At 36.1% G+C, this 13,392-nt stretch carries 8 protein-coding genes; 4 read left to right on the top strand and 4 right to left on the bottom strand.

All coding sequences use genetic code 11. From position 1 onward, the window contains the following. Positions 1 to 8 precede the first annotated feature (8 nt). Positions 9 to 695 (bottom strand): 3-keto-disaccharide hydrolase, encoded by a 687-nt coding sequence (locus JYB62_RS04875; protein ID WP_205644291.1) that lies wholly within the window; start codon positions 693 to 695, stop codon positions 9 to 11. A 1,092-nt stretch (positions 696 to 1,787) separates the two neighbouring features. Between JYB62_RS04875 and JYB62_RS04880 the strand changes: the two genes are divergently transcribed. The 4 genes from JYB62_RS04880 (at position 1,788) to JYB62_RS04895 (ending at position 7,747) form a co-directional block, all read left to right on the top strand. Beyond that, positions 1,788 to 2,954 carry a sensor histidine kinase gene (locus tag JYB62_RS04880; RefSeq protein ID WP_205644292.1) on the top strand — a complete coding sequence of 389 codons (1,167 nt, stop codon included), beginning with the start codon at positions 1,788 to 1,790 and terminating at the stop codon, positions 2,952 to 2,954. Between the two features lie 571 nt (positions 2,955 to 3,525). Next, entirely contained in the window at positions 3,526 to 6,537 is a 3,012-nt protein-coding gene (locus tag JYB62_RS04885; RefSeq protein WP_205644293.1) for a chemotaxis protein CheB, read from the top strand. Between the two features lies 1 nt (position 6,538). Beyond that, positions 6,539 to 7,093, top strand: a complete 555-nt coding sequence (locus JYB62_RS04890; protein WP_205644294.1) for a PAS domain-containing protein — start codon at positions 6,539 to 6,541, stop codon at positions 7,091 to 7,093. Positions 7,094 to 7,228: 135 nt separating this feature from the next. Further along, positions 7,229 to 7,747, top strand: coding sequence for a helix-turn-helix domain-containing protein (locus tag JYB62_RS04895; protein WP_243431442.1), 519 nt, complete (start codon positions 7,229 to 7,231; stop codon positions 7,745 to 7,747). Between the two features lie 266 nt (positions 7,748 to 8,013). On the opposite strand, the gene JYB62_RS04900 is transcribed toward JYB62_RS04895, so the two are convergent. The 3 genes from JYB62_RS04900 to JYB62_RS04910 form a co-directional block, all read right to left on the bottom strand. Beyond that, on the bottom strand, positions 8,014 to 9,309 hold the full coding sequence (locus JYB62_RS04900; RefSeq protein ID WP_205644296.1) for a serine hydrolase domain-containing protein: 1,296 nt from the start codon (positions 9,307 to 9,309) through the stop codon (positions 8,014 to 8,016). Positions 9,310 to 9,539: 230 nt separating this feature from the next. Then, the gene (locus JYB62_RS04905; protein ID WP_205644297.1) at positions 9,540 to 10,304 is read right to left on the bottom strand and encodes a hypothetical protein; all 765 of its coding nucleotides are present in this window, start codon (positions 10,302 to 10,304) and stop codon (positions 9,540 to 9,542) included. Between the two features lie 354 nt (positions 10,305 to 10,658). Next, a partial coding sequence (locus tag JYB62_RS04910; protein WP_205644298.1) for an Ig-like domain-containing protein occupies positions 10,659 to 13,392 on the bottom strand: 2,734 nt, incomplete at its 5' end.

Raw genomic sequence — 13,392 nt, forward strand, 5'->3', positions numbered from 1 at the left:
TTAATCCTTTAAAGCCTGGTGATGGTAATATGCTTGAATTCAACTTTGGCATTTCCACCGCTATGTACTTGAATACCAATGACCCCTTTAGATGGAATTTCAGAATCCAATTCGAAATATTCAGTGGTTTTAATCCCATTGATATACAGCTCGTGCTTGTTTCCTATACATCTAATAATATAGCTATTCCAGCCATCTTCATTAAGAAGATGTTTTAGCGTGCTTAGATCACCTCCAACCAGCTTACCCCTCCGGTGCTCGTCATAGATATCTCCCCAATACCCCTTTCCTATATCAGCCTGATACCCGATGATTTTATTCTCTTCGATGATGGATCGGTACTGAATTCCACTGTTAATTAGACCAGTACTGTGGTCACCGGTTAAGCGGAAAAGAGCTCGGAATTCAAAATCTTCAAAACTCTCGGTGGTACGTAAGTAAGTGTTTGTTGGGATATTGATAATTCCATTGCCTCCAGTTATGACGCTATCCACCACGGACCAATATTTTCCGTTTTCTGGATTAACAGCTTCCCAACCATTTAAAGAAGTGCCATCAAAAAGCGAAATAGTTGTATTCCTATTTTGGGAGTAACAATTCAAAGTACTAAGTAATACGAAAACCAAAATCGAAATGCAGTTTTTAAAGCTGCTTAGCTTTTTCTTATGATTGGATATTTTTCTATAATTCTTCATATACATTAATTTCGGTCATGGGTTCATTTTGTGCAAAGAATTGTAATTCCAACCGCTACAAATCCTAGCCTTTTCCTAAACCATTTTAAACTTGGATAGACTAATGGAGGAATTCAAGAAAGTTTTAAGATACAATTCTATTCTAGTATCCTTTTCATCTGCTACCCATCTCGGAGTTATTGATAAAATGTTTTCAACTCAAGCAAAATACAATTTTGAACGGATATCTAGGCATAACTTTTTCCGCAGGATTTATTCAAATCATTGAAAAATACTGAATGTAATCCCCTAAGAATTTCATGAGTTTATCTTTTATGACCTTCTATCGTCTCTCTGCTTTTTGCAGTTTAAAAAATCTCCGTTGTTCGCCTCCATAGGAACATCGAGGATGCAATGACTAATCTTGATCTTGGTATTTTCATTCCAAAAAAATCGGTTTCCCTACCTTCCGACAGGCAGGTATCTTCACGCACAGGCGCATTCAATTCCAAAAAAACTTTGCGCGGAAGGATGGTATATATGGTAATTTTTAACCCTAGGTTATCCCGATAGCTTTTGGGGCCAGAGCTATATTTATATTTCGCTCCATTGAAACTATTTCAAAAATTTAATTTCCCTAGCCAGAGCCTCCTAATATGCTTTCACGAATGAAAATCAGCCAAGCATCTCGCTGTATGAATTTCAAAAGTTTCTATTTAGGTCCTTTAAAGTACTAATTATGTAACTATTACATGAAATTATGTAAACTTTTTTATTGATAATTACTCACCTTTAAATTGTTGCTAAACGGCAAATTACAAATTGGCTCATCCACTTCGAACCACGATGGTATACGGCTAAGATAATCATGCAGAAAGTACGTCTGCAAGTTGGTTCCATTTTAAAACCATCATAAGATAAATTCTAATATGGTATTTATAAATAAACCGACATTTCAAGACCAAAATCGATCTTCTTTTTGATAAAACATGAATTTCAGGTTTAAGTCAATAACTACCAGAGTTAGGTATTAACGGTCTTGTGAATAAAAAACTTATTCGAGTAAGCGATTTGAATGATCCATTTTAATGGAAGAATCAATTAGATAAAAATATGAATAATGAACATGTAAGAATCTTTGCAGATAAAGATTCAATAAAAAGACATTTTGAAACTGCCTTACAAATTGATAAAGAACGACAGTCCGTAATACTACAAAGTATTGGCGACGCAGTGATCGCTACTGATATGGATGGAAGTATTATCCTGATGAATTCAGTCGCTGAAAAACTTACTGGATGGAAATCCGGAGAGGCTGATAGTAAGCCCATTGCAGAAGTGTTTCACATTGTAAATAAAATAACCAGAGAAATAAGTAATAATCCAATTAAATCAGTCTTGGAAACAGGAAAAGAACAAAAATTAGATCCTAATACTGTATTGATTTCCCGCAATAATTATGATGAATATTCGGTAAGTGACAGTTGTGCTCCAATTTTCGACACTAAGGGAAATATCATGGGAGTTGTACTTGTTTTCAGAGATATTTCAAAACAAAAGCAAGATGAAGCCCTTAAAGAAAATATTACAAGGGATTTAATTCACCGAAATAATGAACATGTACATTTTAACAGCATTATTTCTCATGACCTAAAAGGGCCTGTCGCAAATATTATCAGTTTGTCCAGGATAGTAAATGATAAAGACTTGGATGAAAGCGAGAAAGAAACTATTACAACTGCGCTTTTAACTTCTGCAGAAAAATTAAATGAAGTATTAGATGATTTGAATCTAATTTTAAATTCTGAAAAACAATTAAGTGATAAAAAAGAGGATGTCCATTTTTCAAAAATTGTAAGTGATATCCAAACAAGTCTAAATAACATTCTAAAAAAAGAACAAGTCAATTTTAATCTAGATTTTAATAAAGTGGATATAATATTCACTATTAAAAGCTACATCTATAGCGTTTTTTATAACCTTATTTCTAACAGCATAAAATATAGGATATCTAATATACCATTAGACATTACAATCAGTAGTGACTTAGTTGATAAAAAAGTGATACTGAAATTCAAAGATAACGGTTTAGGAATTGATCTTATGAAGTACAAAGATGATCTATTCGGATTATACAAGCGTTTTCATTATGGCAAAGCTAAAGGAAAAGGAATGGGGCTATATATGGTAAAATCGCAAGTTGAAAAATTGGGTGGAAAAATCTATGTACAGAGCAAAGTAAATCAAGGAACCGAATTTACAATAGAATTAGAACGTTGATAACCAATTATTTATAAACACCAATAAAGGATTTAATCAAGAATTTATTTTTGCGATTCTATGAAATGTGTAGCGATTAACCAGACAATTTGAAATAAGATTTACTTCAAATTGTCTGGACAGGGCTTCAAGTAATAGATGAATTAATTCAACCATTTAATCCAATATTAAGTGAAATCAAAGTAATAGACCCTCTTTAGATGAAAAGGAAATACCAAGCTCTTCATTCGTAATTCATGTGTAGAGATGATAAGAAAACAGGTGGAATAAAACAGGTTATTAATCTAATATAAATAAAATAGGTAGTTAATTTTTCTATATATATATTTTATTTAATAACAACACCTATCAATATTACTAAATAAATATAGCTTAATAAGTCAAATTCAACAGTTATGACTTAAAATATAAAAAAAACAAAAGCTAAACAATCACTTAGTTTTAAAACTATTCAAAAAAATCTAAGTCTTCGGTACTCATATCAGATATTCAATTTAAACATTACTTGAGTGCCTGAAATGTGTGAATTATGTAATTAATATCCAGAATTGTATTACAGAAATCACTTTGTTTGTTCTACCTTATAAAACACACCAAGAAGCCTCAAAATTTCAGTTATCGTGAATTCCGAAACAATTGGAATGCACCAAAATACATCAAAGTGAAATCCAGCAAACCAACAGCAAAAAAATCAAATGTAGAAGCCTCATCAAAAGGCGAAACAAATATTTCGAATACTGAATTATTCCCAATTGTTTGTATTGGAGCATCTGCGGGAGGATTAGAGGCAATAGAGCAATTTCTAAGCAATGTACCCACGGGCTGTGGAATGTGCTTTGTTGTAATCCAGCACTTGGATCCTACCCAAAAAGGAATGCTGCCTGAGCTTTTGCAGCGCAAAACTAAAATGGAAGTACTTGAGGCAAAAGACCATATGCCTGTAGAGATTGATACAGTGTATGTAATACCACCAAACACGAGCATGTCACTACTGAATGGCAACCTTTACCTTGCTGCACCTAAGGAAACAAGGGGAATGCGTCTTCCCATTGATTTTTTTCTGAAATCTCTAGCAGATGACCGAAAAGAATTGGGTGTAGGGATAATACTATCTGGCATGGGATCAGATGGTTCATCAGGAATCCGTCACTTAAAAGAAGTAAATGGACGAGTATTGGTTCAAAGTCCAGAAACTGCCAAATTTGACAGTATGCCACGAAGCGCTATTGAAGCCATCTCGGTAGATATAATTGCCCCAGCAAGTGAGTTACCTGCTAAACTGATTGAACTTCTTAAACATAAAGCATCAAAAAAATCAGAACTCACAGAGTTAGAGGATAAAAATTCACTAGAAAAAATCATTATCCTCCTTCGCTCCTACACGGGCAATGACTTTTCACAGTACAAAAAAAATACCCTTTATCGACGTATTGAAAGGAGGATGGCTGTACACAAAATTGACAAGATCAATTCCTATGTTCATTTTTTAAAGGAAAATCCAAATGAAGGAGATATTCTATTTAAAGAAGTGATGATTGGGGTCACTAATTTTTTTCGTGACATCAATGTATGGGAACATTTAAAAAACTTTATAATTCCTTCTATCATCCGCAATTTAAAATCTGAAAATTCAATTAGGGCTTGGGTACCTGGATGCTCTACTGGAGAAGAAGCTTATTCTCTAGCAATTATAATTAGGGAGGTGCAAAAAAAAATGAATCGGCCTGACATCTCCATTCAGATATTTGCCACAGACTTAGACAATGATGCAATTGAAAAAGCAAGAAAAGGACTATTCTTTTCAACAAGTTTATCTGGAGTCTCGCCTGATCGATTACAACACTTTTTTGTAAAAACAGGAGATTATTATCAGGTCACTGCTGAAATCAGGGAAATGGTGGTATTTGCTCAACACAATCTCACCATGCATCCACCCTTCACCAAAATTGATTTCCTTTCTTGCCGTAATCTGTTGATTTACATGGATTCAGATTTACAAAAGAAGGTTATTGGGCTTTTTTATTATAGCATGAATCCAGAGGGTTTCCTGCTTTTGGGAAGTTCTGAGTCCCTTGGTTCACAAAGTTTTCTTTTTAGTACCATCGAAAACAAACTTAAATTTTATCAAAAAACAACTAATTCTCAGCTTCTAGAATCATTTGAATTCCCTACATCATTTTCTAAATCTAATCATGTGACAAATGAAGAAAAATCATCTGTTATGGTGATGCCCAATATCCAGGTGCTGGCAGATCAACTTCTATTAAAGTATTTTTCTCCAGTAGGGGTTTTGGTCAACGAAGAGGGAGATATCATCTATACCAGTGGCCGTACAGGTAAATATTTAGAACCTTCCGTCGGCAAAGCCAACCTTAATATTTTTGCTATGCTTAGGGAAGGCTTAAAGCAAAAATTCCCTACTGCATTTCGAAAAGTTGTCAAAAATAAGGAGACTATTGTCTTACAAAATATTAAGGCAGGAACGAAAAGTGACTCCCAAATTTATGACATCAGCATTCAATCCATTGACTTTCCAGTACAATTAAAGGGTAATGTCATGATCATTTTTAAGGAAGTACCTAGAGTTTATGAAACTAGTACCGAATCTAAATCAACAAATCGAAATAAACGTCAAATTGAGCTTGAAGAAGAATTACTGCAACTTAATTCAGAAATGCAGAATACCGTTGAGGAAATGCAGACTTCTCAGGAAGAATTGAAATCAACGAATGAAGAATTGCAATCTACGAATGAAGAACTACAATCTACAAATGAAGAGCTGACCAGTTCAAAAGAAGAAATGCAGAGCCTGAACGAGGAATTGCAGACTGTAAATGCTGAATTATTAACAAAAGTAGAGGATTATTCAAGGGTTAATAATGACATGAAAAATCTGCTAAACAGCACGGATATCGCCACACTTTTTCTTGACAAAGAACTAAATATAAGGCGTTTTACAAATCAGGCTACCAAGATTTTTAAACTAATAAAAAGCGATATTGGACGACCTTTTACTGATCAAGTAACTGATCTCATTTATCCCGATCTGGAGAATGATGCACTTGAAGTTCTTAAAACCTTGGTATTTATTGAAAAACAGATTCCCGCAAAAGATGGAAGATGGTTTTCCATTCGAATCATGCCCTATCGTACCCACGATGATCGAATTGATGGGCTAGTTATAACTTTTATAAATATTTCAGATTTAAAGCATCTGGAGCTTGATTTAGAAGAAAATGTGCAAATCCATCGCATGTGCCTGGATTCCAGCTCAGATATATTCATTATCCTTTCTGATACTGGGATCATCAAAGAATTCAATCCCAAAGCAGAATTATTTTTTGGATTTAAAAGAAATGAGGTTTTGGGGAAAAGATATGTAGATCTGTTTGTATCTAAATCAGAGATGACAAAGATTGATAAAGAAATTACCAAGCTTTCAAAACAAGGAAAGTCCGGGAAATTTAAAATGACAGCTCTGATATCTACAGGAAAGGAAGTTTTAATGAATTGTAATTTACATTTTCTGATGGGGAAATTGAATACCCCAAAATTAATTTTAATGATGATAACAAAAGAATAATATGATTCCACACGGTGAATTTGAATTTAATGATCCTGGATTACTTCGTAAAAAAGCCGAAGAGAAACTTATCCAGAAGCAAGTAGACAAAAATAGTCCTACAGGTGAAGCAGATATCAAAAAGCTTTTACATGAACTTCAGGTTCACCAGATAGAACTGGAAATGCAAAATGAGGAGCTTGAACTCGCATATGAGATAACCGAAAACACTAGGAAAAGGCTAACCATGCTTTATGATCTAGCGCCTATTGGTTTTTTTACTCTCAATGAGAATGGGGGGATCACTGAACTCAATTTCACGGGAGCAGAAATGCTAGGAGAACCTCGATTTTCTCTGATTGGAAGCAACTTTAGGTTATTTCTAGCTCAAGATTCTTTAGTGGAATTCAATAATTTTTTTGAGCAGCTGCATTTAAGTAAATCCAAAGAATCTTGCCATTTAAATCTAGGATACGATCAAAAGGAGGTTCGATCAATTTATATAGAGGGTATCTTCACTGAAGAATACAAAACAAGCTTATTCTCAGTAGTAGACATCCTTAGATTTTCAGAATAAATCAGATTATAAAAACCCTTTTTTGTTGAATGCAAATTAAATTCTAACAACTATGAAAAGTTATCCAAACAATAAACTTAAAGAGAGGCTATTATGAGGATATATATCAAATATATGGTTAGTCAGAGATGTAGGATGCTAGTTGAACAGGAAATGAATAAACTTGGGTTTAAAGATATAAAAGTAGAACTGGGATTATTAGATATTAAGGAAGATGTATCTTCGAAACAACTCAAAACTTTGTCTGCTACCCTCCTTCTTTCCGGATTAGAAGTCCTAGAGGACAAAAAGGATATTATAGTCGAAAGAATAAAAAATGTGATTATAGAAATGATCCATTATTCCGAAGAATTACCCACAGAAAATTACTCAGATTTCTTAAGTGGGAAAATGAAGTATGACTATAAATACATTTCTAACTTATTCTCTGAGAAAAAGGGTATCTCAATTCAGCAATTCATTATTCTAAACAAAATTGAACGGGTAAAAGAGCTTCTGCTATATGGAGAACTCAACTTATCGCAGATATCCACTAAACTTCATTATAGCAGCATAGCACATCTATCTAATCAATTTAAAAAAGTGACAGGCATGACTCCTTCTCACTTCAATAAGATGAAGCTAAAAAGAAATTCTAACCTGGAAGAGTTATGATTTTCACTTTGAGTTTTTTTAGGTGTATTCTGGTAAGCTATGTCTCTTGACGAAAACGAGTTACTCAACCATATTCCCAATTCCCAGCAACGGCGGGAAGGATATAAATATTTGGCTCCTCTAGGCTAATTATTATAGAATCAAACAATCTTTTTCAAAAACTCAGCTTTTTGAGACTTGTCATCTTGAAGCATGATCTTAAGGATAAAACCTTCCTTTTTGTACTTTACGGTTTTGCGGTTTAAAACACACCTTCAAATCAAAAATCACCTTTGCTCTGCTCGATAAAAAACATCCTGCAAGGCTTCTCGAATACCCAAACTGTACAATTTCTGATGATCTCTGGAAGGATATACTCGGTTGGATAGAAAGATATAAGTGAGCTTATTTTCGGGATCGGCCCAAACGAAAGTTCCCGTAAAACCAGAATGTCCAAAACTTTTGGAACTTGCCAAAGGAGATGGATAGGCTTCTTCTAATGGAAACTCGGAATTGTTCAAAAGTGGTTTGTCGAAGCCCAATCCTCTACGGTTCTCGTTTTCCGGAAATTGAACTTCAGTAAACTCCTTGACGGTTTCAGCTGAAATAAGCTGCTTCCCATCCACATTCCCATAATTCTGATAAAAGAGCATCAACTTGGCTAAGTCATCGGCTGTGGCAAACAAGCCCGCATTTCCGGAAACTCCTCCTTTTAAAGAGGCATTTTCATCATGTACCCACCCTTTTACCAAGGTTTTTCGAAAAAGAGAATCTACTTCTGTAGGGACAATTTCATTGTCGTAATTTTTTACCTCCGGTAAATATCCTAAGGTTTCACAGCCTAAGGGTTCATAGAAATTCTCTTCCAAATAAGTTTGATAGTCCGTTCCGGTGAGCTGCTCAATCAAGCTTGGAAAAATCAAAAACGTAAGTCCCGAATACAGGTATTTCTTATCATCAGAGACCTTGGATCGATTGATGATTCGGTTCATTTTCCGTTCAAATCGATCGTTGATATACAATCCATCGTATACTTGCCCTTGAAATCGTTTCCCGGATGTTTCATGCACAAATCTTCTTTTGACCTTACCATTTTTCCGGACTACCTCATTCAGGAACACGATGTAAGGGACTAAGCCAGCCTGATGGGCCAAAATCTCCCGAAGAGTAAGGTCCTTTTTGTCTTTTCGTTTGCTCCAGGGTTCCCAATAGGTACTGAAAGGTACGTCCAGATCAAGCTTCCTCTCATCCACCAATTTCATTAAAGCAGGCAATGGCCCGGAAATTTTGGTTACTGAAGCCAAATCATATAAGTCATTCAATGCGACAGCCTGAAGGTTATCATAGGTATGATATCCATAGGCCTTATGAAAAATCACCGTATCGTTCTTGGCCACCAAAATTTGTGCACCTGGAAAGGCCAAACTGTCGATCCCCATCTGCATAATAGAATCCACTTGCTGATTGATAAACGCTTCATCAAATCCTAATTGAGAGGGAGGTTCATGGTTCAAATCTCTCTGGGAAAATCCCAGTTGTATCAGGAACGTGAGAAAGAAAAACGAAGACGCTATTTTTTTCATTTGGCTAGAGTTAAAACTAAAAATATTCAAAAAAACGATTGATCACTCACTCGCTTTAACATTAGCGAGAGCATGGCGCTATAAGTTTCATAATTTCCAAACCGTAAACTAAGAGATTAACTCTAACAAAAATTGAATCAAGGATCAAATTGGAAAATCAACATCATTAAAAATTTAACTGCCTATTTGCCTTTATGACCTCCCAAAGGCAGAAAGCTCTGCTTAACCCATCAAAATTTCGCTAATCGCTTTCTTCTGTTTTTCCCATACATGGGTTCTGTAAAAAACATGACACCAAATTCTAATCCAGCACCATAGGAACTATCAAATGCACTGGAATAGGTAAGTGCAGCAATCCACTTAGTCTGCTCAAATCGAACTCCCAATCTATAACTAAAAGGTGAACTGGCCTCCCCTGCAGTCCCGAATACTTCTCCCACAACGGCTGATTTAGGGATTATTTTATAAACAGCAACCCTGGAACTATAGGTAAAACCCCAGGCAGTTTCTCCTGTTTGCTTATGATCCAGATTGGCTGTAGCTCCCGGCAAGATATCCCATAGTATCGAATTGTCAGCAAAAGCATAGGTCGCAACTCCTACTACCCACCAAGATTGAAAACTACTCAATACCTCTCCCAGATCCAGGTGCTGAGGGAACAAACCAACTCCCCCTAAAACGGCATAACCGGCTGTCTCATCTTCATTTTGATATAACCTCCTTTTCATATAGAAAGAAGGACTTATATAGGAGTCTGAATTCGTTCTAGGATCATCGTAATAGTAAACAAACTGGGAATTAAACTCCCACTCTTGAAAAATTGCAGTCACGAAATAAAATTGCGAATAATCTTGGCCAAATGTAGCAACTAAGGTAGATACTCCTCGAGGTGCTACCCATTGATTATCACCGACAAACTGCTGAGCCTTGATGGAATGGAAAACGCAAATCACAAAGACGGCTACAAGAAAAATCAGCTTTTTTAATAAGGACATTTATTCTAAATCTGATGGTTATTAATGTATTCAGAAAGAACCAAATTAAAAATATTAATTATGATACCTCCTTTTTCTCATCTAAAATTTAGAAGATTGCACAGAGGGCCAATCGAAAAGAATATTAATTGTACCATATGTATTTAAACAATTAAGTATAAACCGTTTAAATCTACCTATTCTAAAAAAAGAATACCTAGATTTTTTTATCTCTTCATATAGCATCTTATCATTTTGACTAAACTCCAGTATATAAAAAAAACTACCAGGAAGCCCCGGTAGCCTTTTTAATAAATCAGCCTAATAATCTTTAAAGCTGTTAGGTTGGTTTGTGGGTGATAATTTTCTCTTTAATTAGATAATGATGAGTTTTTTGGTTTGAACATATTTGTCACCAAAGTTGATTTTGACCACATAGATCCCTGGTCGAATGGCATTTACATCCAATTCCATCACTCCATCATTGGTATTGCCTTTCTCTGTCAATTGAACATCTCCTGTCATATCAACAATGGACAGTTGAACATCCAAATTGGAAGGATAATCGTCAAAGAATATTCTTAAGTAAGAATTGGCTGGGTTTGGCCCCATTTTAATTCCATAATTAGAAGGAGTAATTTCCTCTGCCTTTTGGATCTCTTTCGTCTCCAAATCACTTGGATTCAATTGAATCTCAGAAATCGCTCCATTTTCAGAAACAGAACCTTCTGTCAGTTTAAGGCTAGGATCAATCACTTGGAAACCTACTGGTTCAGATTCAATCACATTCCCTTTAGAATCAGTGATTTGAGCATAGACAAGATAATTTCCAGCCTCAATTTTAGTCCAGTCAAATTCTAAACTTGGATCATTCACATTCACCAATGGCAAATACCAATTAAAGAACTGAACACTACTCACATCTCCATTTGCCACTGCTTTCAAAGTGACTAATTGGTTTCCAAGCTCAAATACTTGTCCTTCAAAAGGTTGAGTCATTACCAAGCTAGTAGGCTCTGTTGGAACTTCACCAGAATCATTTGATGTCGTCACCGTAAATCTTACGGTGCCTGTACTTGTAATATTTCCCGCTAAATCGGTTACTTCTGCATAAACACTATACTCACCTGCTTCTATTTGGCTCCATGTGAAGTCAAATGGCTGAGTCGTGGTAGATACCAATGGATAACCCCAGTTGAAGTATTGAACGCTGGTCACATTGGTTGGGTCTGAGATAGATAACTGAAGGTTCACTACATCTTGTCCCAATACAAATACCTGGTCTGCCAATGGTTGTGCCATGGAAATAGTCAATGGTTCTGGAGCAGCTGGTTCGGATACACTGAAGAATACCTCCTCTGTGGTATAAGTAATGCCCTGCAAATCAGTCACTACTGCAGACACCTTGTAGTCTCCAGCTTCTATGGAACTCCAAGTGAAGTCAAATGGCTGAGCCGTGGTAGTTACCAATGCATTACCCCAGTTGAAGTATTGAACGCTGGTCACATTGGTTGGGTCTGAGATAGATACCTGAAGGTTCACTACATCTTGTCCCAATACAAATACCTGATCTGCCAATGGTTGTGCCATGGAAACAGTCAATGGTTCTGGAGCAGCTGGTTCGGATACACTGAAGAATACTTCCTCTGTGGTATAAGTAATGCCCTGCAAATCAGTCACTACTGCAGAAACCTTATAGTCTCCAGCTTCTATGGAACTCCAAGTGAAGTCAAAAGGAGCATTCGAAACTGTAGCTACAGGTACCCCCCAGTTAAAGTATTCGACTTTTTGGATCGATAAACCAGAGGATTCAGCATTGGTATTCAAAATTACAGGTTCATCACCTAACTGAAACACCGAATTTTGGGATGGTGACACCATGGCCGCAGTATAATCGATTAGATTTGCCTGAGCTTCAACTGTAAAATCAATAGTTTCAGAAGTTCCCGTCAATTCCCCTTGATCAATCACGATGGCATACACTGAATAATTTCCAGCCTCAATACCTGACCAGTTATAAACGTAAGGAGAAGTTGATACGCTTGAAAGCAGTTGGCCATTACTATAAAACTCCACTGTCTTGATCTCCCCTTCCGGATCACTTGCTAGGGCTTCAAACTGAACTAAGTCTTTACCTTCGACAAATACTTGATTATTGTTAGGGTTTTTCAAAGTAATACTAGGTGCCTGGTTTGCTACCTCAACGCTAAAATTGATCGTTTCGGAAACACCACTATTGATATTACCACGATAATTGACTTTAGCGTAAACTTGATAAGATCCTACATCAATAGATGACCAATTGTAGACGTATGGGGATTTAGAATCCTTACCTAGCAACTGCCCATTGCTATAAAATTCCACATTATTGATTTTCCCTACTGATTCATTTGGATTTGCAACTAATTCAACCTTTTCCTTTCCAAATTCAAATACCTGATTGTTATAAGGTTGAGTCAAGATGATACTAGGATCTTGTTTTGCTGCTGAAGATTCCACCGTAAAATTGATGGTTTCAGAGTTGGAAGAAAGTCCCCCCATATCAATGACCTTTGCATATACTCGATAAGTTCCTGCGGTAATGGATGCCCAATCATACACGAAAGGAGCTTTACTCAAACTAGCAAGTAACTTTCCATTACTATAGAACTCCACTGCTTGGATTTCACCTTCCGGATCCTGGGCATTTGCAACTAACTGAACAGCTTCAGCATCCAAAGTAAATACCTGATTATTGCTTGGTTGAGTCAAAGAAACTGTTGGAGCTTCATTTGCTGCTTCTACAGAAAACTTGATGATTTCTGAAGTGGCACTTAAACCTCCCATATCAATTACTTTGGCATATACCTCGTAGCTTCCAGCAGTAATAGTAGGCCAATCATAGGTATAAGGAGCAGTAGTTACTGTGGAAATCAGCTGTCCATTGCTATAAAACTCCACACTTTTGATTTCTCCCTCCGGATCTTGAGCATTGGCCACCAATTGCACCGCATCCTTTCCTAAAGTAAATACCTGATTATTGCTTGGTTGAGTCAAAGAAACTGTTGGAACTTGATTAGCTGCATCTACAGAAAACTTGATGATTTCTGAAGTGGCACTTAAACCTCCC

This window comes from Algoriphagus lutimaris, assembly GCF_017051705.1.
Lineage (GTDB): Bacteria > Bacteroidota > Bacteroidia > Cytophagales > Cyclobacteriaceae > Algoriphagus > Algoriphagus lutimaris.